Below are 20,896 nucleotides of genomic sequence, written 5' to 3'. Positions count from 1 at the left end.
CTGGCATAACTGACTACTGGTTTGCATTCCAGGTGTCGTAGGCTTCCTGGTACAGCTCGATCAGACGGTCGCCGCCCATCTTCTTCACCTGGGCAACATAGCTGTCCCATTTGGAAAGCGGCTCTTGCCCTGTAATAAATTTCGCTTCCATCTGCTTTACATAGGAGTCCAGATCCGAGCGCAGGGCTGAAGCCTCACTTTGCTGCTCGTTCGTCAGGTAAACGTTCGGGAACGGGGCTTTGCCGATTGGCACGAGCTTCTCCTCGTTCTGCTGGTCGATCCATTCGTCAAACTCCCCGCGCAGACCGTTGTAGAGCTCCGGAATTTTGATGCCCGGTGTCAGCATGCCAAAGTTCGGAGTAATCGTTCCGCGATACTCTTCCCGGTCACCGCCGCCCGGCACCGGCAGCCATTCCTTCACCTTGTTCTCCTTGTCGGTGTATTTCCATAGCAAGTCCTCTGGCCCTTGCTCAAACAGGGTATTGCCTTCATAGCTGTACAGGTAGTCGATCCAGCGCATCGTAGCTTCCGGATGCTGGTTCTCGCTCGTTATCGCAAAGGTACCGTTGGCCGCCATACCCGGGTGCTTGCCGTATACCGGGCTGCCTTCAATTTCACTGGCTACCGGAGTCATCAACGGATGGTCGGAGTTCGGCTCGCCGCCCAATGTGAAGTACGGATGATAGTCACTGAACAGGCCGATCTGGTTGTTCTTTCCCTTGGCTTTCTTCTGCTCATCTGTCTGGGAGAAGGTCTCGTGGTCAAGCAGCTCCTCTTCCCACAGGCGGTTCATGAACGTCAGGTAGCTCTTGTAGGACTCCTCCTGGAACGGATAGTGTACCTTGCCGTCCTTATCGGAGTAGATGTCCTCGTTATACATGCCCCAGAAGCCGAAGAAGAACATCCGGATGTCATCCAGCTTTACGGAAGACAGCGGGATCTCATCCTGCTTGCCGTTGCCGTTCGGGTCTTCTTCCTTGATCCGCTTCAGATAGGTGTACAGCTCTTCGGTCGTCTTTGGCTCTTCTGCATTCAGCGCCTCCAGGAACTTGCCGTTGTACCAGACCGGACCTCTGTACCAGACGGCTGTCGGGTCAATGAAAGGCAGAGCATACATATGACCGTCCGGTGTTGTGAACGATTTGCGGACATCTGGATTCTCATCCAGCGCCTTCTTGATATTTGGCGCATAACCGCCGTCAATATAGCCCTCCAGCGGCACCAGTACACCCTGGGTGCCGTAAGTCACCTGCTCGGCCGGCTTCAGATCCGCCGCATAGAAGAAATCGGGCAGGTCACCGCTGGCGAAAACCAGGTTCTTCTTTGTTGCAAAGCTGTCAAAGGGCGACAGCTGATACTCCAGCTTGATGTTCGACAGCTTCTCCATTTCCTGCAGAACCGGCATGGTGCTCCAGTCCGCCATACCGGCATCCTGAGACATTACCTTCAAGGTGATCTGCTCTTCGACAATCGGGAATCCTTCCTTCTTGACACCTTCGGCGGAGGAGCCTCCTCCGGCCGCCGTGCTGCCTTCACTGCCAGATGAACCGCCGCAGGCTGCAAGCACGCTGGCGGACATCATGAGGCAGAGCAGGATGGATGATGCTTTGCGAAGCTTTTTCATAGTAACAACTCCCCTTTGTATGATGGATAAAACTATGAAGCTATGAAGCTATGGCAAGATCAGCCCTTTACGGAACCGATCATAACACCCTGTACGAAATAGCGCTGCAGAAACGGGTAAATGGCGATGATAGGAACCGTTGCTACGATAATGACTGCGTACTTCACAAGTGCCGCAATCTCCGCCTTGTTGTTCAGTGCAGCCGCTGTACTGCTGTCCAGGGCACCACCGCCCTGAGCGGCCGCCTCCTGGAGCACCAGAATCTGGCGAAGCACGAGCTGGAGCGGGTATTTGTCCGCATCATTCAAATAAATGAGTGCCGAGAAATAGCTGTTCCAGTTGCCCACTCCGTAGAACAAAGCCATAACGGCGATGATCGGCATCGAGAGCGGCAGTATAATTTTAAGGAACAGGCGCAGGTTGGTACAGCCGTCTATTTGCGCGGCCTCCTGCAGTTCCTTCGGAATCGAGCTTTGAAAGAACGTTCGGGACACGATAATGTTCCAGATGGAGGCGGCGGACGGAATGACAATCGCCCACATCGTGTTTATCATCCCCAGCTCCTTGACGAGCAGGTAGGTGGGCACCAGTCCTCCGCTGAAGAACATCGTCACCATAAACATGGCCATAAAGAAGTTGCGGCCTACGAAATCCCGGCGACTCAGCGCATACGCCGCCGGCAGTGTAACAAACAGGTTAATGGCAGTCCCGACGACAGTATACAGAATGGTGTTGCCGTAGCCGATCCAGATGCTGCTGTTCTCAAACACCCTCTGATACCCCTCAAAAGTGATCCCTTTGGGAAGCAGCCACATTTCGCCGGAGCCAACCAGCTTCGGATCGCTGATGGATGCACTGAGGATATAAAGGATCGGATAGGCGACGATGGCAAACGCCAGAAACACATACACATAGTTGAAAGCCAGAAATACCTTATCCCTCCGTGACTCTCTGATTCCTGTCAGCATTATAGATGCCTCCCTTCTACCATAGACTGTTTTCACTCGTTTTCCGGACAATCTGGTTTACGACGATCAGCATGACCGCATTGATGACTGAATTGAACAGGCCAATTGCGGTCGAGAAGCTGTACTGCGCATCCACCAGGCCCGCCCGGTACACGAAGGTGGAGATGACATCCGAGGATGACATATTGAGCGGATTTTGCAGCAGGAGAATCTTCTCGAACCCGACTCCGAGCAAGGTTCCAATGTTCAGAATGAGCAGAATGGTCATTGTCGGAATGAGCGTCGGAATGTTAATGTGGCGCACCCGCTGAAAACGTGTTGCTCCATCAATAACAGCGGCTTCATGCAGCCCCGGGTCCACTCCCGACAGGGCCGCCAGATAGATGATCGTCCCCCAGCCCGCGCTCTGCCATACGCCGGAGAGCACGTACATCGTCTTAAACCACGACGGGTCCGTCAGGAAGCTTGGAGCATCAAAGCCCAGCGCTTGAATGATCATCGGGATGATCCCGGTGGATGGCGACAGGAACGTAATAATCATGCCCGCCATAACCACGACGGAGATGAAATGCGGTGCGTACGTGACGGTCTGGGCCATTTTTTTGAAAAATCCGTTGCGGATCTCATTAAACGCCAGCGCCAGGATGATCGGAACCGGGAAGCCGACCGCAAGCTCGTACAAGCTGATGCTGAGCGTATTCCAGATCAGATCCCAGAAATAATAGGAATCAAAAAATCGGGTAAAATGATCAAAGCCTACCCACGGACTGCCCGTAATGCCCAGCGTCGGAATAAAGTTCTTGAATGCGATCTGCACGCCGTACATGGGACCGTAAAAGAAAATCAGAAAGTAGAAAAATGCGGGTGCAATGAAGAGATACAATTCCCAGTTCTGAAATATTCTTTTGCGAAGATTACTTTTCCGTTTTCGGGCTGCGCCCTTACTTCCGCTCTCGGGCATTGCACCCGGTGTACTGCGGATGACGGTGTTTGCATCCTCCATCGTACCACTCCCTTTCCAGTGTGTGTAAGCTAACCTGACATTCATCAGGCTCCGCTGTCTGATAACGCTTACAAACAGACTAGTGCATTTGTGAACGCAGCGTAAATATGTCATTTTGGATGTAGCCTGAAACCGCATAGCAGCAAGGGTTTACGCTCTTTGACAATCCCGGATGACACTTGACAATATGTTGTTTTTGAGGTGCGCATTCAAGGTGACATCAAATATAACCAATCTGGAAAAACCTCGTATTTTCGGAACAAAGGGCATGATTCACGTCTATAAAAACATCAAAAAACAAGCCGTCCCGGCTTTCACCGTTACGGCTTGCTCCTGTGCATATTCTGCAGCTATATTACAGCCTAGCGCGCATCTGCACGGCGGTCGTCAGCTACATCTCCAAAAAATTTAATGGAGTACAGCGCACACAGGCCGACAATAGTATAGATGACGCGGGCACCGGCGGACTCCTGGCCTCCAAAGATTGAAGCGACCAGATCATACTGGAACAGGCCGACAAGCAGCCAGTTAATCCCGCCGATAATGAGCAGAAGCAGCGCAATAGTGTTCATGGTTTTCACGTTGGTTTCCTCCTCGTCTGGAGTTTGATGGATGCGTAATTCATAGCAAGCTGACCACGATGAGCATGCTAACAACAATTTTCCCTAATCTCTTCGCTTTTAGTCACATGCCGTGAAATTGACTGCCTGAAGGCTTCTCCCCATCCTCCAGCGGCTTGCTTCTGATGAAATCCTCCAGATGTTGATCTGCCTTGGATTGATTGCAATCCATACAAGCGCAGACACAATTCACCGGTGTCGTATGCCCGCCCTTTGCCCGGGGCAGGAGGTGATCAATCGTGTTTCCATAGTTTCCGCAAAAATAACACTGGTATGCATCGCGCTCCAAAATATATTTGCGAAAGCCCTTGTTCGTATATAAGCGGCGGATGGTATTCCGGTTGACGACGACCGCTGCGCTTTCATTCACCAGGATTTCCGCGAGCTGCGGATCAATATCCTGCTGCCAGCGGCGGTTCTTGTCGGTGCGGCCCCGCATCCGTATAAAGCCGGCCCGGGTCGGCACCAGGCGCGCAGCATCATACGGGTCCGGCTGCCCCGGCACCCGGGGCGGCCTCGGCGGTGCAGCCGGACGCCCCTTCACCGTGGTCTTTACGGCGGCAGGCACATTCAAGGCGGTGTCCCGGCGGGCGGCTGATTGGCGGCGCCTTTTCACTTGATTGCCGCCGAATTCTCCACTGTGCCCGCCCTTGCTGCTGGATTCCGCTGCTGACTGTACAGCGGCATCGCTGGCCAGCAGCACCTGCTCCGCAGCTTTAGCCCGCGCTTTGGCCCGCTTGCGGGCGGCTCTTCGTTTTTGCGTCCGTGTCAGCTTGTTTCCTGGCATATGGATATTATTCATCATGAAGCCGGACAAAAGGCCGGCAGAATTCACCCCAAACTTGTTATGGTGACAAGTATTACCCAAATCCATCCTTTTCACAAACGTCAATCCGCCGGCCAGCGAACTTCTATCCCTGAAGAGGGGATTTCAGCATATCGAGAAATACATCAACGGCTTTGGTGCGGTACGGTGTATGGTGCAGAATCCAGGAAAAAGGCCTGACCACCGCTTCTCCACGCAGCGGCACCAGCAGCAGCGAGCCCAGCTGCAGCTCCTTCTGCACCGCCCAGCGGGAGAGCAGTGAAATGCCAAGGCCCGCCTCGACGGACTCCTTGATTAGCTGCGTGCTCCCAAACTCCAGCGTGTACGGCGGTCGCTGACCGCGCGCCTCAAACATCCGCTCGGCCGCGCGCCGGGTGCCCGAGCCGCTCTCCCGCAAAATCCAGGTCTCCTGCAGCAGCTCTTGCAGCTCAAGCTCTCGTCTTCCCTGAAACCTCGGTTCATTGGGAACGACAAGCTGCAGCTCATCCTGGGCAAAGGGACTCACCAGCAGCTTGGCATGCTCGTACTCGCCCTCGACAATGCCGATATCAATCTCATAGTTAAGAACCATCTCGCCAATGACATCGGTATTGCCAATATGAATGCTGGGACGGACGAGCGGATATTGCTGCTTCAGCCGGGCCAGCAGGCGCGGCAGGACATATTCGCCAAACGTATAGCTGGCACCGATTGCCAGCTCGCCCCCGGCCCGGTTCATAACGTCATCCACCAGGGACTGCATGGCCGTATAGGTGCCGAGAATGGATTTGGCGTGATGGTAGACAATATCTCCTGCATGAGTAGGCCGGACATATTTATTACTTCGCTCCAGCAGCTTGGCTCCCAGCGACTGCTCCAGGGAGCGGATATACTGGCTGACCGCAGGCTGCGTCATGCTGAGCTCCTCTGCGGCACGGGTAAAATTCTTCTTCTCAATGACGGCAACCAATACCTCCAGCGCTTGATCCATCCCGGGCCAGCCCCTTTACATCATTCTGCAATTCTTACTATAAGCGTTTACTTATCGTGATGATCATAACAATTTATTTTTCTTATCTCAAGTCAGGGGCTACCATGGAGCTACGGCATCATTTTTTACTAACTGGAGGCTTATTGCTTATGATTCCTGAGATCTCTTCCTCTTCTGGCCCAAAATCAAAGATCCACCGTCTAATGAAGCTCTCTCGCCTGCCTGCTCGCAGGCAGATGTTATTCATCGGTGCCGGTGTCCTGTTCACAGCCGCACTTGCTCTATGCGGTCAGCTGCTGTCATGGATTCCGGCGCTCCAGCTGCTGGGACCTCTAACCTGGGGAATCCTGCTTGCCGCCCTGTACCGGCAGCTGCTGGGGTATCCGGAAAGCCTGCGGCCCGGCATTCAGTTTACTTCCAAGAATCTTCTCCGGCTTGCCATTATGCTCTGCGGGCTGAAGCTGGACATGGGAACACTGTTCAGCGAGGGGCCCGGGATGCTGCTCCGGGGCGCTGCCGTCGTCCTCCTGGGCATTACATTAACCTGGTATGCGGCCAAATGGCTGAAGGCAGAGAGCTCCCTATCTCTTCTGCTAGGCATCGGCACCGGTGTCTGCGGTGCTGCGGCCATTGCGGCAGCCGCACCAATCCTGAATGCCAAGGAGGAGGACACCGCTCTGGGAGCAGGCATGATCGCATTCGTTGGCACGCTGTTTGCTGTCGTATATACACTTGCACAGCCCTTGCTGCCGCTGGATAGCCTGGAATACGGCATCTGGGCCGGGCTCAGCCTGCATGAGCTGGCTCAGGTCGCCTTGGCGTCAGCACCGGCAGGAGAGGAGGCCTTGACGGCCGGCCTGATGGCCAAGCTGGGCCGGGTGTTTCTGCTGCTGCCGCTGTGCTTTGTACTCCTCGCCTGGATGCGGAGAGAAGGCGGGAATGAAACCGCGAAGCGGCCGGTCTTCCCCTGGTTTCTGCTGGGGTTCGCCGCCTTCAGCCTGATTGGAAGCCTGGCCCCTACAGGCCAGCCGCTCATCCCGGAGGCTGTGAAGGATTTCGCGGGGGCTGCGGCCTCCTTCCTGCTCGCGATGGCCATGGCCGGCTTCGGCCTGCAGATCCATCTGCGCAGTCTGACCCGGGCCTGGCGCCCGCTGGCTGCCATGCTGCTCTCCTCTGTGCTGCTCTCGATCATCACCTTCTGGATGGTCTGAGCCCCTGCCATCTGCTCTTGACATCAAAAGCCCTGCCGGCACACGCCGCCGGCAGGGCATAATCTGCTCTTAAGCCTGACGCATGGCAGCCGCCGCTTCGAGGCCTGCGGCCGCCACTCCGGCAGCCGCGAGGCGTCCTGCCGCGCCCCCTCCATGCAGCCACTCATCCATGGAATCTGCGGCCATAGGGACACCAAAATAAAATCCCTGCATCTGATAACAGCCTGTGGTCATAAGAAACTCGGCCTGTTCCTTCGTCTCTACGCCCTCGGCGATAATGCCCAGATTCAGGTTGCCCGCGATCGCCACCATGTTGCGGATGATGGCCTGCTTAAAGAACAGGCTGCTCTGCTGAATAAAGGAACGGTCGATCTTCAAGGTGTGGAACGGAATGTCCCCGATCCGGCCCAGCGAGGAATATCCCGTGCCGAAATCGTCCATGGAGATGCGGACCCCGCGGCTCTGCAGCCGTCCAAGCTGCTCGATGCTCTGCTCCAGATTGCTCATCGCAACCGACTCCTTAATCTCCAGCTCCAGGGCGGAGGCCGGCAGTCCGGAGTCCTGCAGCGCCCGGTCAATCATGCTGACCATCAGGAAGCTGTCCAGCACATGGCTCGAAATGTTCACGGAGACAGGAACTGCGGCGAGGCCGGCCTTCTGCCAGGCGGCATTCTGCAGGCATACCTCGTTCAGCATCCAGGCCGTAATGGTCAGGATAACACCGTTCTCTTCTGCAATGGGGATGAATTCGCCAGGTGAAATCGAACCCAGCTCCGGGTGCTCCCAGCGCAGGAGCGCTTCCATGCCGGCTAACCGGTCATAGCGTGCATCCCATTTCGGCTGATATACAATCCTCAGCTCCGAGCGGTGCAGCGCCAGCTGTAAATCCCGTTCCAGCCTCAGCCGGCGCGCCTGCTCCTGTGCCATCTGATCGTCGAAGAAGCTGTACCGGTCCTTGCCGGTCTTCTTGACGTGATACATGGCGGTATCTGCCGCACGCAGCAGAACATTGCGTTCCTGGCCATGCTCGGGAGCCATACTGATGCCAATGCTGCCGGACACCATCAGCTTGTAGCCCTCCACCAGCACCGGTTTATGTATTGTAGAGATGAAACGATCCGCCAGCTGGCCCGCCCGCTCTCGGTTCGCCTGTGGCACCAGTGCCACAAATTCATCGCCGCCCAGGCGGTAGACCAGAGCCTGCTGTCCCGCTGCTTCCCGGAAACGGTCTGCAATGACCTGCAGCAGCATATCGCCGATGTCATGGCCGTACAGGTCATTGACCGACTTGAAGCGGTCAAGGTCGATGAACAGCACCGCTCCTCTCCAGTGCCTGTCAAGGCTGCTGTCTGTATAGCGCATCATGCCATTGCGGTTCGGCAAGGCAGTCAGTGAATCGTGATACGCCATTTTCTCCAGCAGATGACGTTCATAGAACAGCGCCCCCATCGTGACCATAAGAATAACGGTAGCTGCTGCCGAGATCAGAATAAGCAAAAAGGTAATATAGCCGGAATCTGTCAGGGCAGCCGGCCCCTGATGAGGCGTGAACTGCGCTGCAGCCATCCCCGTATAATGCATTCCGGATACTCCGGCCCCCATAAGCAGGGCGCTGTTCACCTTCCAGTAGCTGAAGCGGATGGAGTAGCGGAATTTGCGGAACAGCATCAGCGCAGTAAAGGATGCAGCGAAAGCGATCAGGACCGAAATTCCCGTAAGCAGGGGATCAAAGGTCATCTGGGCATCCATTCTCATGGCAGCCATGCCGATAAAATGCATCATCAGTACAGCCAGTGCCATGCTGACGCCTCCAATCCACATGCCCGGCATCCCTGTTCGGCTATGTGTAGCCAAATAAAAGGCTACGAAGGCGCCGATACAGCTGATCACGGCAGACAACAGGGTCAGGGCCGGATCATAGGCCAGCGCCTGAGCGGAATGGAAAGCGAGCATTCCGATAAAATGCATCGACCAGATGCCCAGCCCCATAATCGTGGAGCCGCCGAACAGCCATAACAGCTTTTGAAGCCCGCTCGCCCGGTATACCCTGCTGGCAATATTCAAGCCCAGAAAAGAAGCCCCGACTGAAATCAGAACCGATAAGAGGACAATCCATCCATCGTAATGTTCATGCATCATATTTAGCTCCATCGGCATGTGATTCACTTTACATATTCAGACATGCCTTCTTCTTTTATACTTCTTGTGACCTAGTATAATGGAACCACACCGGAAAGAAAAGTAAGAAAGCCGCCCGACCTGCAAGGGGCGTATACCCGAGAGCAGGCTGGCGGCTGGCAATGCAACCTAACGACATTATAAACTGCGCGGAGAAGTGACCATCACAATGATGCTCTTGTTGAAATCATAATCCCAATCGACGAAAATATCCAGAATTCGGCGATTTAGGATCGGCTCAAACAGACCCTGCTGATACAAATACTGCTTCTCCATATTCCGCTTTACACTCTTTAGCAGCTCCCCGTGCCCCAAACGGATGAACTCCTTCTCAATCGGCACCAAAATGCCCTCACGAATAAATAAGAGCGTGCGATTATTCATTTCAAAAGATTGGAGCTGCTCCGGATTCCGCCGGGCCTGACCGCTGATCAGAATAATTTCCTGCTCCAGCTCGGCTTTTTTGTCAAACTGCTCGTTGAGGTCCACCTCTTCAGTGAAGGTCTCCAGGCAAATGGCGGTGATCATGCCGGAATGATGATGCAGAGCCCAGTCGTAATACATTTCCTCAGGCTGGCTCCCGGTCACCTGCGCAATATAGGCACTGACCTCCGGAAGCACCAGCTCCATCAGTCTTTCTCTCGTCTGATAGACGATGTGTGTATGGTCCTGCTGCAGCAGCACTCGTTCGGATGGCGTCAAAAAGTTTCGAAGATAAATAGTAATATACTGCCCGCCCATGGATACAATGACGGATTCCGGTCCTTTTCCAAAGCGTTCTCTCAGGACCTTTCCCGTATAGCTAGCAATAAGCTGCTGTAATTGATGTATAGACTGATTCATGAATGACGACTCGCTCCATAGCACCGGCCCTCTCCCAATAAGACAGGCACCATTCTTGAACGAATGCTCAGACCCCTCCTGACGTATAGCTAAATTTAAGCGGCAGACTCAGGTTATTTGGCTGCATGGCGCAGAGAAAATATTAGAATATATTGGAAATAAAAAATGACCTAACTCTCCCGATCGAAAGTTAGGCCATGAAAGTGACTTTTACCCCATGAGGGATAGATTCACCCATTTACCTGGATATATATTCACTCATTCTCATTCATTCTGGAAGTCATAGCCTTACACAATGAAATGAGAGCTGCCTGCTGCAAGATCGCTGCGATATGGAATCAGCCTTGTTGACCATATCCTTCACACTTAAGCTGAACCCATTATAGCATACACTATCAGTGGAAAAAAGAGTCTATTGTCTGATGCCGCCTCTGGTTAAAAAGGACTTGCGAGCGGCTTTTATACGGGTAAAAAGGGCATGTTAAAACCATCAGCCGAAGATGATGCAGCACAGCCGTTTGGACTCCTCACGTCCATGGGTAATTGGAATTGGACCCAGGCAGGCATGCGGGGTGCCTACATAATGAAGGATCATTCCAGGGGAGATGAAGATGATGCAAAGAAATCATACGATTATGCAGTTTTTTGAGTGGCATGTTGCCGCGGATGGATCTCACTGGAAACGGCTGCAGGAGGCTGCTGCCGAGCTAAAGGAGGCGGGCATCGACACGGTCTGGGTACCACCCGTAACGAAAGCCCAGTCTCCGGAGGACAATGGCTACGGCGTATATGATCTGTACGACCTCGGCGAATTTGACCAAAAGGGCGGGGTCGCTACTAAATACGGCACGAAGGACGAGCTGATCTCGGCCATCGATGCTTGCCGGGAGCAGGGGATCAACGTCTATGTCGATCTGGTCATGAACCATAAGGCTGGGGCTGATGAGAAGGAGCGCTTTCAGGTCGTCCAGGTGGACGAGCAGGACCGCAACAAGGAAATCTCCAAGCCTTTCGAAATCGAGGGCTGGACAAAGTTCACCTTCCCGGGGCGCGGTGACACGTATTCCTCCTTCAAGTGGGACTATACCCATTTTAACGGAACCGATTATGACGAGGCGGGCAAGAAGACCGGGATCTTCCGGATTGTCGGCGACCACAAAACGTGGAGCGATCAGGTAGATCATGAATTCGGCAATTACGACTATCTCATGTTCGCCAATATTGACTACAATCACCCGGACGTTCAGAAAGAGATGCTGGCCTGGGGCAAGTGGCTTGCAGAAACGCTGCGCTGCGGAGGCTTCCGCCTGGATGCGATCAAGCATATTAACCATAACTTCATTAAGGAATTTGCATCTGTGATGAAAAAAGAGTTCGGCGAGGACTTCTACATCGTCGGCGAATTCTGGAATCCGGAGCTGGAGGTATGCCGCAATTTCCTGGACACCGTGGATTATAATATCGACCTGTTTGACGTCTCACTTCATTACAAGCTGCAGGCCGCATCAGAGGCAGGAGCGGATTTTGATCTGCGAACTATTTTTGATGATACGCTCGTGCAGTCCCACCCGCTGCATGCCGTAACCTTTGTAGACAATCATGACTCCCAGCCGCAGGAATCGCTGCAGTCCTGGGTCCAGGACTGGTTCAAGCAGAGCGCCTACGCCCTCATCCTGCTGCGCCAGGATGGATACCCGGTCGTCTTCTACGGCGATTATTACGGTATTGGCGGCGAACAGCCGATTCCGGGCAAGAAGGAAGCGATTGATCCGCTGCTGTATGCACGGCAGCACAAGGCATACGGCCAGCAGGATGATTATTTCGACCAGCCCGGGCTGATCGGCTGGGTGCGCCGCGGCGTGGAGGAACTTCCGCGCTCTGGCTGCGCTGTCGTCATTTCCAATCACGAGGAAGGCAGCAAGGTGATGCAGGTCGGCGCGCATCGGGCGGGAGAGGTCTGGCTCGATCTGACGAACACCCGCCAGGAGCGTATCACAATTGGAGAGGACGGCAACGCGGAATTCCCGGTGAACGGGGGCAGTGTGTCCGTATGGGCCCTTCCGGAGCAGGACGTAAAGCCGGAATAGGCCCCCTTGCAAGCCTGCGGCCGCCGGAAGAGCGGTCGTGACTTCGCCTAGCCGTCGTGAAGTTTAGAACCCTCCGCTCCCGGGTAATACTCTGGTATCCTACTTCGTAAAGGAGCTGTTACACATGAGTGATCATAACGGAATAAGCGATAAGGTCAAGAGTGGTGTAAATAAAGCTAAAGGCGAAATCAAGGATCAGATCGGCAATGCGACCGACGACCACTCTCTGCAGGCCGAAGGCAAGAAGGATAAAGCCAAGGGCGAAGCCCAGGAAAAGGTCGGCGAGTTCAAAGACAGACACTAAGCTTTATTTAAAACAGAATCCAGCCGGATCATACCAAAGACACCTTCAACTCCTGCGGGCAGCATGCCTTAAGGGTTGAAGGTGTCTTTTTGATGTAAGCTTGGCACCGTGTTTTATCTATAGATGAGCCTGCCCATCTTGAGCGTAAAGCCGGGGATTTCTCATGGCGCTGTTCCGCGTGATATGATAGAAATGAACGCAAGCGCTGCACTCATATACATTCATTGAAGGAGGATATTTGCATGTCCATTTATCAATATGAGGTTAAATCCATTACAGGGGAAACCCAGGCTCTGGAGGCCTACAAGGGAAAAGTGCTGCTCATCGTCAACACGGCGACCAAATGCGGCTTCGCTCCACAGTTTGACGGACTGGAGCAGTTACATCAGAACTACAAGGATCAGGGGCTTGCGGTGCTGGGCTTTCCAAGCAGCCAGTTTATGAACCAGGAACTGGAGAAGGACGCTGACATTGCTGAGGCGTGCCGGATTAATCATGGCGTGACCTTCCCGCTCTTCTCCAAGATTGATGTGAACGGGGACAGCGCCCATCCCCTGTATAAATACCTGGCAGGAGAAGCTCCCGGCGCCTTGGGCACCAAGGCGATCAAATGGAACTTCACCAAGTTTCTGGTGGACCGCAATGGCAAAGTCGTCAGCCGCTTTGCCCCTACGGATACGCCGGAGAAGATCAAGAGCCACATCGAGAAGCTGCTCTAGTTCCAGCTTCAGCTTCTAGAATGCCAGGGCCCTGACAGGAGTGAGCCGGGTCTTCAGGGAAGCAGCCGGCTCAGAATCCGCTCCACCTCTTCAAAGCTGGATGCGGTGTAGTGCGGGAGATGCTGGGATTCCGGCTTGGCGTTCCGGTGATTGAACCAGATCGTCTGCCAGCCGGCTTCCAGGGCACCGACCACATCGTTGCGCCAGGAGTCGCCGACAAAGAGGCTGCTTCCTGGCAGCGTCCCGGTGACCTCATTCACATGCTGAAAGATGCGCGGGTCCGGCTTGTCCCAGCCTACGCCGCCGGAGACGAAGATGGATTCTGGAGGCAGTACCTCGGCCAGCCGCATCGCGGCGACCTTGTTCATCTGGTGCTGCAGCGGCCCGTTCGTGATGACGCCGACCGTATAGCCGGCGTTGACCAGCTGCCGCAGGAGCTCCCTGGCCCCGGCAAACATTTCAATATGATATTGCCGGGCCAGGTAAGCGGCCTGCAGCTCTTCTGCATCGCGCTTTCCGACCGGGATTCCAAAGTGCTCCAGCGTCTTCTGAAAGCGCTCTGTTCGGAGCCGCTTCAGTCCACGGCTGTAATCGGCGGAGCCAGCACCCCCGAGCTCTACAGACAGCTTGTCGCTATAGTAGCGCAGCAAATGATATGCCTCTTCATACGGGAATCCGGCTTCTGGCCGGACAACCTCCCGCACAGCCTCCTGAAAGGGCGTCAAATGGTCATAGAGCGTATCATCTACGTCAAAAAATACAGCTTGGACTGCTTCTGTCATGTTTTCCTCCTAATTGTTATGTGCACTTGTACATAGAAATATGAAACTTTTGTTGGCTCAAGCTCAACGGCATTTAAAGCATTATACGACGGGAGCGTTCCTCTTCTCGCTTTTTCCGTTTTCTTGAGAGCAGTGATTTTAAACTATCCTTTCTTTTTAAAAAATAGAAAGTAACTTGTTACAATAACCAAGATTCCTAAAGCTGAATAAATGAGTTTAAATCTATCATTCTCAAGTTGAGTCACAAAAAAACCACCCATTGCCATAGCTAGAATCAATAAACCAAATGGCACTCTACGTTTCAAATTAAAACCTCCTTTTGGATTTATTGGGTTGAAGTTGCTTGAGCACCTTTTTTAATTACTTCATCAGGGCAGTCTCGGGCAAAGCATAGGTGTCTGAAGGTCCCGTCAAGAAACGCGGTCCTATACCCATCACTAACTTTCAGCGTAGTTTCTTCGACGCAATGTACCTATTTGATCAAATGGGACAGTAAACGGGGGAATACTGGGCTTTCGATATTACCATTTATTAAGGGGGATGATGATATTATGACCGACCCTAATCAAGGCCCCAGCGGCGCAGGCTGCACTGGACCGGGCACTACAGGGGACTCCCCTTCTCTTGTTCCCGAAGGCAATGTGATCAGCAACATTGAGCGCTTCTCCGGCTTTCAGAGCCTGTATGACCGACACCGGCCCGAAGCCCCGCCCCTGGTCATCCATCTCCTGACCCGCGATCTGGGCCATGCCCCGCGGCTCGTTGTCGATCTTGGCTGTGGGACCGGACTGTCCACCTTTGCCTGGAAGGAGGCTGCACAGCAAGTCATTGGCATTGAGCCAAGCCGAGACATGCGCAGTATTGCCGAGCAGAAGCTGGAGCAGTCCGGCGCCAGTCACCTCTCGTTCCGGCCGGGATATTCCAATCAGACCGGCCTGCCGGCAAGCTCGGCAGACATCGTGACCTGCTCCCAATCCTTTCATTGGATGGACCCCGGCAGCACCCTGGAGGAAGCCGCCCGCATCCTGACAGAGGGCGGCCTCTTCGCTGCCTATGACTGTGACTGGCCGCCACTGCTGCATTGGGAGGTGGAGCAGGCTTATGTACAGCTCATCAGGAAAGCCGATCAGCTGCTGGACCGTCATGTGGAGAAAGAGGCCCAGGCCCACAAGTGGAGCAAGGAGGGGCATCTGCAGCAGATCCAGGCAAGCGGCCGCTTCCGCTTCGCAAAGGAAGTCGTATTTCACCACCAGGAGCCCTGCACCGCAGAGCGCTACCTCGGCCTTGCCTTGAGTCAGGGCGGCGTACAGGCGGTGCTGCGCCTCGGCTTAACCGACCTGGACGGTGATATTGCCGCGTTCCAGGAGCTGATCCAGCGCCATTTTGCCGATAGGGAAGAAAGCGTCCTGCTTAGCTACCGGATGCGGATCGGCGTGAAATAGCTCCAATGAATGGCTGTCCTCCCTTACCTCCCCAGGTAACGGGTCGGCAGCCATTTGCGGATCAGCTGGTTCGTAACCTCGGCCAGCACCAGCCCCAGACCGATCGCGCCGGAGATCATGAACGCCTGAGCGCCCAGGGACACCGCCTGGTCATATTGATTCATGGCGACATGCCGGAGCGCATCATACGCGAGCCCTCCAGGCACCAGCGGAATGATCCCGGATACACTGAAGACGATAATCGGCGTCCGGTACACCTTGGCGAAATAGTGACTGATGATCGTCACCCAAAAGGCTGCCACGACCGTAGCCGTGACCGGCAGCACCTCCAGCTCTTGCAGCCAGATGTACAGCATCCACCCGGCCGCCCCGGCCGCCCCGCATTGCAGCAGGGCCCTGCGGGGAGCGTTAAACAAAATGCCGAAGCCGGCGGAGGCGATAAAGCTCGCCAGTACATGCTGCAGTGCGTGATGAATCTCCACGGCGGTCCCTCCTGTAATTGGAAACAGGCGCGACTGTTCCCATCGATATGGTGCTCATTCCTTCATAAAAAAGTAAGCATAAACGCTATCCCCGCCCCGATCGCGAAGGAGGTGATAAATGCCTCCGCGCCTTTGGACAAGCCGGAGATCAGATGGCCTGCCATCAAATCCCGAATGGCGTTCGTAATCATTAGCCCCGGTACGAGAGGCATGACGGAGCTGATCATAATCAGGTCCAGATGCCGGCCCAGACCGGCCCGCACGAGCCAGACCGAGGTCATGCCAATGATCAAGGCCCCCGAGAACTCGGCAAAGAAGCGGACCGGCACCACTTTTTCCATAGATACCGCTGTGATGTAGCCCAGGCCGCCAGCCAGTACTGCGGGGAGCACATCCTCCCAGGTGCCGTTGAACATGAGCAGAAAGCATCCGCTGACCACCGCAGCCATCAGGATCATGAGCCAGGACGGATAATTGGGCTTCTCCCGTTCCGTTTCCTGAAGGGCCCGAAACGCCTCGGTCACGGTCAGCTCACCCAGATGAATGCTCCGGGAGATGGAATTTACACGATCAATGCGGTAAAGATTCGTCGTGCGGCTCGCGATCCGGATCAGCCGGGTCATATGGCTTGGCTCTTCAATTGAAAAAATAATGCCTGTCGGCGTCATATAGCTATGGCTGTTATCCAAGCCAAAGGCTGCCGCAATGCGAACCATCGTATCCTCCACGCGGTAGGTTTCGGCACCGCTTTCCAGCATGATTTTTCCGGCCAGCAGGCATACCTTCATCACCTCATGCTCCCGCCTTAACAGCTCCTCCACACCCGTGTCCTCCGTTTCCTGATGCTCTTCCCGGCCGCCGGGGGTGTCTTCCCCTGCGGCCTTGGCTTCTTGAATGTAACAGCCGCAGATGCCGCCTCATGTTTCATTCTTTAAGATGAGTATAACCTAATTGAGACCTCGCTTTCATGCCGCAGATTTGGGTTTCCTGCATAACAGGAGGTATAATGGTTTATGGTATACCCATACACCCTATGTTAGACAAGGAGGAATTTCTATGCAGAAACAAGCTCAGCCATCATCTCATTCCCTTCAACATATACCGCTCTCGATTCTGGATCTGTCCATGATTACAGAGGGCAGCACAGCCGCCGTTTCGCTGCGCAACTCGCTCGATCTGGCACAGCACGCCGAGCAGTGGGGCTACCACCGCTTTTGGCTGGCGGAGCACCATAATATGACGGGTGTCGCCAGCTCGGCGACCTCTGTCGTGATCGGCCATATTGCAGCAGGCACGAGCCAGATCCGGGTCGGCTCTGGCGGCATTATGCTGCCGAACCACTCGCCGCTCGTCATTGCAGAGCAGTTCGGCACGCTGGAGTCGTTGTTTCCGGGCCGGATTGATCTGGGCCTCGGCCGGGCGCCCGGCTCAGATCAGCTGACCTCCCGGGCGCTGCGCCGCGGATCCGGCAGTGATGGACAGGATTTCCCGGACCGCCTTGGAGAGCTGAGAACGTACTTCAAGCCCACCTCCGGGTCGTCCATGCGGGTTCGGGCAGTTCCGGGCGAAGGCCTGGACGTACCGATCTGGCTGCTGGGCTCCAGCGGCTTCAGCGCTCAGCTGTCTGCACAGCTGGGGCTGCCGTTTGCGTTTGCGAGCCATTTTGCACCGGACTATTTGCTGCCCGCCCTGGATCTGTACCGCAGTCAATTCCGGCCCTCCGAGGAGCTGGAGAAGCCTTATGCCATGATCGGCGTGAATGTCATCTGCGCGGATACCGACGAGGAGGCCCGGTATTTGTCCACCTCCGGCCAGCAGCAGTTCCTGAACATTATCCGCGGCAAAACCGGTCAGCTGAAGCCTCCGGTCAGCAGCATGGAGGATCAGTGGTCGCTGCAGGAGCGGGCGATTGTGAGCCGGACGCTGACCTACTCCGCAATTGGCAGCCCGGCTACCGTCCGCGAAAAGCTGGAGCAGTTCCTGGAGCAGACGCAAGCCGATGAAATCATCGTCGCCTCGGCGATTTATGATCATCAGGCGCGCCTGCGCTCCTATGAGCTGCTGTCCGAGATGGGCTTTGCCAGCTCCCGGACCGCTTCCTAAACACCTTCAACATGACAAGCCCCCCTTGAGCCCGCGCTGCGGGACAAGGGGGGCTTGCTTGGTTTATGGGCTGAGTCAGGCTCAGACTGGCAGGAGTGCTCCTTGCACTTCCCGCCGTCGCTTTAGTTACTCTTCATGCGCTGCAGCCGCAGCGCGTTCAGCACGACCGACACCGAGCTCAGCGCCATCGCCGCACCCGCAACCCAGGGTGCCAGCAGCCCCGCTGCGGCAATGGGGATGCCCAGCGTATTGTATCCCAGCGCCCAGAACAGATTCTGCCGGATGTTGCGCATCGTTCGGCGGCTCATGGCCATAGCGTCCGGGATGCTGTTGAGATCGCCCTTCATCAGCGTAATATCTGCGGCCTCCATCGCTACATCCGTCCCGGTCCCCATCGCCATGCCGATATCCGCTACGGCCAAAGCCGGTGCATCGTTGATGCCGTCACCGACCATCGCTACCCTGCGGCCCTGCCGCTGCAGCTTCTGCACCTCCTCGGCCTTGCCCTCCGGCAGCACCTCGGCCAGCACGATATCAATTCCGGCTTGCTTCGCAATCGCTCTCGCCGTCCGCTCATTATCCCCGGTCATCAGAATAACCTCAATGCCCATTCTCTTGAGCCGCTCGACCGCCGCTTCCGATGTATCCTTGATTGTATCCGCAGCGGCAATGAGCCCGGCCAGCCGCCCGTCTACGGCTGCCAGCATCGCGGTCTTGCCCTCGCTCTCCAGCTGCACCATGCGCTCCAGCACATCGTTGAAATCTACATCATGACGGCTCATCAGCTTACGGGTGCCGACCAGAACGCGGCGGCCCTCCACGAGCGCGGAGATGCCGTAGCCCGGGACCGCTTCTACCGATTCGGCAGCCTTGAATACCGCTCCGCGCGCCGCCAGCCCGGCGGACACGGCCTCCGCCAGCGGATGCTCCGACCCACGCTCTGCGGCACCTACCAGGCGGTGGAACTCCGCCTCGCTGAGCCAATTCTGCACCTCCACATCTGTCAGCTCCGGTGTGCCGTTCGTCACGGTGCCTGTTTTGTCCAGCATGACCGTATCCACCTTATGGGCCGACTCCAGATGCTCTCCGCCCTTGAACAGAATCCCGAGCTCCGCTGCCCGGCCCGAGCCGGCCATAATGGAGGTCGGTGTGGCAAGGCCCAATGCACATGGACAGGCAATGACGAGTACGGCAATGGCAATCTCCAGGCTCGCTGCCACATCACCCGGCGCTATGACCAGCAGCCAGATCAGGAAGGACAGCACCGCAATGCCGACCACAATCGGGACGAACACGCCCGAGATGACATCGGCGATCCGCTGAATGGGCGCTTTGGAGCCCTGTGCCTCCTCCACCACACGGATAATACGCGACAGCGCCGTATCGCGGCCAATCCGGGACGCCTTCATGATCAGGCGCCCGTTCTTATTGACCGTCGCACCAATCAGAGGATCACCGGGCTGCTTATCCACGGGAACGCTTTCTCCGGTAAGCATCGATTCATCGACCGATGAGACCCCTTCAAGCACTTCCCCGTCTACGGGAATAATCTCTCCCGGCTTTACGATAACCTGATCTCCCACCTGCACCTGCTCCGCCGGAATGGAGATCTCCTCTCCGCCGCGAAGGACCCTTGCCATTTTGGCCTGCAGGCTCATCAGGCTCTGAATCGCTTTTGACGTCCGCCCCTTCGCCAGTGCCTCAAACAGCTTGCCGAGCAGCACCAGCGTAATCAGAATCGCACTCGTCTCATAGTACATGTCCGGACCGTGATGGCCCGGTGCACCGGCGAACGCCCATTGCAGCGTCAAGTACAGGCTATAGAAATAGGCCGCCGACGTGCCCAGCGCCACCAGCACATCCATATTGGCACTCTTGCTGCGCAGCGCCTTATAAGCCCCAACATAAAACGGCCCCCCGATATAAAACTGCACCGGCGTAGCCAGCAGCAGCTGAAACCACGGATTCATGAACAGATCCGGCATCCAGATCCAGGACGTCAGCGAGAAATGGCTCACCATGGCCCACAGCAGGGGCAAAGACAGCAGGCCAGAGAGAAGCAGCCGCTGCTTCTGCCGCTGGATGACATCCTGACGGTGGCGAGAGGCCTCTTCCGCGGCCGCCTTGGGCTCCGCTCCATAGCCGAGCTTCTGCACCCGGGCCTGAATATCCGGAATGCTTACCTCCGCCGGGTTGTATTCCACATGCAGAGACTCCAGCGCGAAATTCACCGTCGCCCGGTCTACCCCTGGCAGGCGGCCTACCCCCTTCTCAATGCGGGCGGCGCACGCTGCACAGGTCATTCCGGTCAGCGACAGATCTCCCGATTCCTTCAGCGTGCCGTAGCCCAGCTTTTCGATATTTTGAACCATGTCCTTCGGGGTTACGGCCTCGGGGTCATATTGTACGGACGCGCGCTCCAGCGCAAAGTTCACACTGGCCTCCTGCACGCCCTTCATCCGCCCCAGGCCTTTTTCGATTCGGCTGGCGCAGGCGGCACAGGTCATTCCGGTCAGCTGGAGTGTTGCCTTCTTCAGTCCCGGGCGGTCTCCCTGACTCTGTCCTGTTGTTGGTTCCATCATGTACACCTCTTCCGTGCGTATTGGTTCTTCTTGCGCATGCTGTTACAGCAAACACAATGTACAAAATATCCATCTATCTAGCATACCCACCTACCCTATAAAAAGGAAGATGAGTCATCCCGCTTGACTGCGGGCCAGCGGAGCTGCGCAGC

General features: G+C 55.6%; 19 protein-coding genes. 6 read left to right on the top strand and 13 right to left on the bottom strand.

The window, feature by feature from the left end; genetic code table 11:
• Window positions 1-13: 13 nt before the first annotated feature.
• From JJQ72_RS11830 to JJQ72_RS11805, 6 genes are all read right to left on the bottom strand, one after another.
• Complete coding sequence (locus JJQ72_RS11830) at window positions 14-1,624, bottom strand: extracellular solute-binding protein (protein WP_208203795.1); 1,611 nt, start codon at window positions 1,622-1,624, stop codon at window positions 14-16.
• Window positions 1,625-1,683: 59 nt separating this feature from the next.
• On the bottom strand, window positions 1,684-2,592 hold the full coding sequence (locus JJQ72_RS11825; protein ID WP_208203794.1) for a carbohydrate ABC transporter permease: 909 nt from the start codon (window positions 2,590-2,592) through the stop codon (window positions 1,684-1,686).
• Between the two features lie 16 nt (window positions 2,593-2,608).
• Complete coding sequence (locus tag JJQ72_RS11820) at window positions 2,609-3,553, bottom strand: ABC transporter permease (RefSeq protein ID WP_208203854.1); 945 nt, start codon at window positions 3,551-3,553, stop codon at window positions 2,609-2,611.
• 404 nt (window positions 3,554-3,957) lie between these two features.
• The gene (locus tag JJQ72_RS11815; RefSeq protein WP_138227373.1) at window positions 3,958-4,176 is read right to left on the bottom strand and encodes a DUF378 domain-containing protein; all 219 of its coding nucleotides are present in this window, start codon (window positions 4,174-4,176) and stop codon (window positions 3,958-3,960) included.
• Between the two features lie 103 nt (window positions 4,177-4,279).
• Entirely contained in the window at window positions 4,280-5,002 is a 723-nt protein-coding gene (locus JJQ72_RS11810; RefSeq protein WP_243896043.1) for an HNH endonuclease, read from the bottom strand.
• 124 nt (window positions 5,003-5,126) lie between these two features.
• Window positions 5,127-6,011, bottom strand: a complete 885-nt coding sequence (locus tag JJQ72_RS11805; RefSeq protein WP_138227375.1) for a LysR family transcriptional regulator — start codon at window positions 6,009-6,011, stop codon at window positions 5,127-5,129.
• Window positions 6,012-6,214: 203 nt separating this feature from the next.
• On the opposite strand from JJQ72_RS11805, the gene JJQ72_RS11800 reads away from it, so the two are divergent.
• On the top strand, window positions 6,215-7,222 hold the full coding sequence (locus JJQ72_RS11800; protein ID WP_243896042.1) for a YeiH family protein: 1,008 nt from the start codon (window positions 6,215-6,217) through the stop codon (window positions 7,220-7,222).
• Window positions 7,223-7,291: 69 nt separating this feature from the next.
• Here the strand turns inward: JJQ72_RS11800 and JJQ72_RS11795 are convergent, their stop codons facing one another.
• A complete protein-coding gene (locus JJQ72_RS11795) occupies window positions 7,292-9,361 on the bottom strand; it encodes a putative bifunctional diguanylate cyclase/phosphodiesterase (RefSeq protein ID WP_208203792.1) in 2,070 nt (689 codons plus the stop codon).
• 177 nt (window positions 9,362-9,538) lie between these two features.
• Complete coding sequence (locus tag JJQ72_RS11790) at window positions 9,539-10,243, bottom strand: Na-translocating system protein MpsC family protein (RefSeq protein ID WP_208203791.1); 705 nt, start codon at window positions 10,241-10,243, stop codon at window positions 9,539-9,541.
• A gap of 614 nt (window positions 10,244-10,857) precedes the next feature.
• Between JJQ72_RS11790 and JJQ72_RS11785 the strand changes: the two genes are divergently transcribed.
• The 3 genes from JJQ72_RS11785 (at window position 10,858) to JJQ72_RS11775 (ending at window position 13,353) form a co-directional block, all read left to right on the top strand.
• Entirely contained in the window at window positions 10,858-12,330 is a 1,473-nt protein-coding gene (locus tag JJQ72_RS11785; protein ID WP_208203852.1) for an alpha-amylase, read from the top strand.
• 124 nt (window positions 12,331-12,454) lie between these two features.
• Complete coding sequence (locus tag JJQ72_RS11780; RefSeq protein WP_208203790.1) at window positions 12,455-12,634, top strand: CsbD family protein; 180 nt, start codon at window positions 12,455-12,457, stop codon at window positions 12,632-12,634.
• A 242-nt stretch (window positions 12,635-12,876) separates the two neighbouring features.
• Entirely contained in the window at window positions 12,877-13,353 is a 477-nt protein-coding gene (locus tag JJQ72_RS11775; RefSeq protein WP_138227380.1) for a glutathione peroxidase, read from the top strand.
• Between the two features lie 53 nt (window positions 13,354-13,406).
• Here the strand turns inward: JJQ72_RS11775 and JJQ72_RS11770 are convergent, their stop codons facing one another.
• Window positions 13,407-14,135, bottom strand: a complete 729-nt coding sequence (locus JJQ72_RS11770; protein WP_208203789.1) for an HAD family hydrolase — start codon at window positions 14,133-14,135, stop codon at window positions 13,407-13,409.
• Window positions 14,136-14,278: 143 nt separating this feature from the next.
• Entirely contained in the window at window positions 14,279-14,440 is a 162-nt protein-coding gene (locus JJQ72_RS11765; RefSeq protein WP_175415370.1) for a hypothetical protein, read from the bottom strand.
• Between the two features lie 246 nt (window positions 14,441-14,686).
• On the opposite strand from JJQ72_RS11765, the gene JJQ72_RS11760 reads away from it, so the two are divergent.
• A complete protein-coding gene (locus JJQ72_RS11760; protein WP_138227382.1) occupies window positions 14,687-15,577 on the top strand; it encodes a class I SAM-dependent methyltransferase in 891 nt (296 codons plus the stop codon).
• Window positions 15,578-15,600: 23 nt separating this feature from the next.
• Here the strand turns inward: JJQ72_RS11760 and JJQ72_RS11755 are convergent, their stop codons facing one another.
• Together JJQ72_RS11755 and JJQ72_RS11750 are read right to left on the bottom strand one after the other, a co-directional pair.
• On the bottom strand, window positions 15,601-16,059 hold the full coding sequence (locus tag JJQ72_RS11755; protein WP_138227383.1) for a threonine/serine exporter family protein: 459 nt from the start codon (window positions 16,057-16,059) through the stop codon (window positions 15,601-15,603).
• Window positions 16,060-16,121: 62 nt separating this feature from the next.
• Window positions 16,122-16,880 (bottom strand): threonine/serine exporter family protein, encoded by a 759-nt coding sequence (locus tag JJQ72_RS11750; RefSeq protein ID WP_397332035.1) that lies wholly within the window; start codon window positions 16,878-16,880, stop codon window positions 16,122-16,124.
• A gap of 235 nt (window positions 16,881-17,115) precedes the next feature.
• Here JJQ72_RS11750 and JJQ72_RS11745 point away from each other — a divergent pair, with 235 nt between their 5' ends.
• A complete protein-coding gene (locus JJQ72_RS11745) occupies window positions 17,116-18,162 on the top strand; it encodes an LLM class flavin-dependent oxidoreductase (RefSeq protein ID WP_208203788.1) in 1,047 nt (348 codons plus the stop codon).
• A 122-nt stretch (window positions 18,163-18,284) separates the two neighbouring features.
• Here the strand turns inward: JJQ72_RS11745 and JJQ72_RS11740 are convergent, their stop codons facing one another.
• The gene (locus tag JJQ72_RS11740) at window positions 18,285-20,744 is read right to left on the bottom strand and encodes a heavy metal translocating P-type ATPase (RefSeq protein ID WP_279591719.1); all 2,460 of its coding nucleotides are present in this window, start codon (window positions 20,742-20,744) and stop codon (window positions 18,285-18,287) included.
• Between the last annotated feature and the right edge of the window lie 152 nt (window positions 20,745-20,896).

It is taken from the genome of Paenibacillus sp. F411 (assembly GCF_017582705.1).
In the GTDB taxonomy this organism is placed as follows: Bacteria; Bacillota; Bacilli; order Paenibacillales; family Paenibacillaceae; genus Paenibacillus_AQ; species Paenibacillus_AQ algicola.
The sequence above is the reverse complement of the archived record's forward strand: the minus strand, read 5'-3'. Positions and strand labels throughout refer to the sequence as shown.

What these genes read in the sequence shown, in the direction of transcription:
- JJQ72_RS11775 (WP_138227380.1), top strand. Translation starts at nt 12,877, where the DNA reads ATGTCCATTTATCAATATGAGGTTAAATCCATTACAGGGGAAACCCAG.
- JJQ72_RS11745 (WP_208203788.1), top strand. Translation starts at nt 17,116, where the DNA reads ATGCAGAAACAAGCTCAGCCATCATCTCATTCCCTTCAACATATACCG.
- JJQ72_RS11830 (WP_208203795.1), bottom strand. Translation starts at nt 1,624, where the DNA reads ATGAAAAAGCTTCGCAAAGCATCATCCATCCTGCTCTGCCTCATGATG.
- JJQ72_RS11800 (WP_243896042.1), top strand. Translation starts at nt 6,215, where the DNA reads ATGAAGCTCTCTCGCCTGCCTGCTCGCAGGCAGATGTTATTCATCGGT.
- JJQ72_RS11740 (WP_279591719.1), bottom strand. Translation starts at nt 20,744, where the DNA reads ATGATGGAACCAACAACAGGACAGAGTCAGGGAGACCGCCCGGGACTG.
- JJQ72_RS11780 (WP_208203790.1), top strand. Translation starts at nt 12,455, where the DNA reads ATGAGTGATCATAACGGAATAAGCGATAAGGTCAAGAGTGGTGTAAAT.
- JJQ72_RS11790 (WP_208203791.1), bottom strand. Translation starts at nt 10,243, where the DNA reads ATGAATCAGTCTATACATCAATTACAGCAGCTTATTGCTAGCTATACG.
- JJQ72_RS11825 (WP_208203794.1), bottom strand. Translation starts at nt 2,592, where the DNA reads ATGCTGACAGGAATCAGAGAGTCACGGAGGGATAAGGTATTTCTGGCT.
- JJQ72_RS11820 (WP_208203854.1), bottom strand. Translation starts at nt 3,553, where the DNA reads ATGCCCGAGAGCGGAAGTAAGGGCGCAGCCCGAAAACGGAAAAGTAAT.
- JJQ72_RS11805 (WP_138227375.1), bottom strand. Translation starts at nt 6,011, where the DNA reads ATGGATCAAGCGCTGGAGGTATTGGTTGCCGTCATTGAGAAGAAGAAT.
- JJQ72_RS11810 (WP_243896043.1), bottom strand. Translation starts at nt 5,002, where the DNA reads ATGCCAGGAAACAAGCTGACACGGACGCAAAAACGAAGAGCCGCCCGC.
- JJQ72_RS11760 (WP_138227382.1), top strand. Translation starts at nt 14,687, where the DNA reads ATGACCGACCCTAATCAAGGCCCCAGCGGCGCAGGCTGCACTGGACCG.
- JJQ72_RS11795 (WP_208203792.1), bottom strand. Translation starts at nt 9,361, where the DNA reads ATGATGCATGAACATTACGATGGATGGATTGTCCTCTTATCGGTTCTG.
- JJQ72_RS11785 (WP_208203852.1), top strand. Translation starts at nt 10,858, where the DNA reads ATGCAAAGAAATCATACGATTATGCAGTTTTTTGAGTGGCATGTTGCC.
- JJQ72_RS11770 (WP_208203789.1), bottom strand. Translation starts at nt 14,135, where the DNA reads ATGACAGAAGCAGTCCAAGCTGTATTTTTTGACGTAGATGATACGCTC.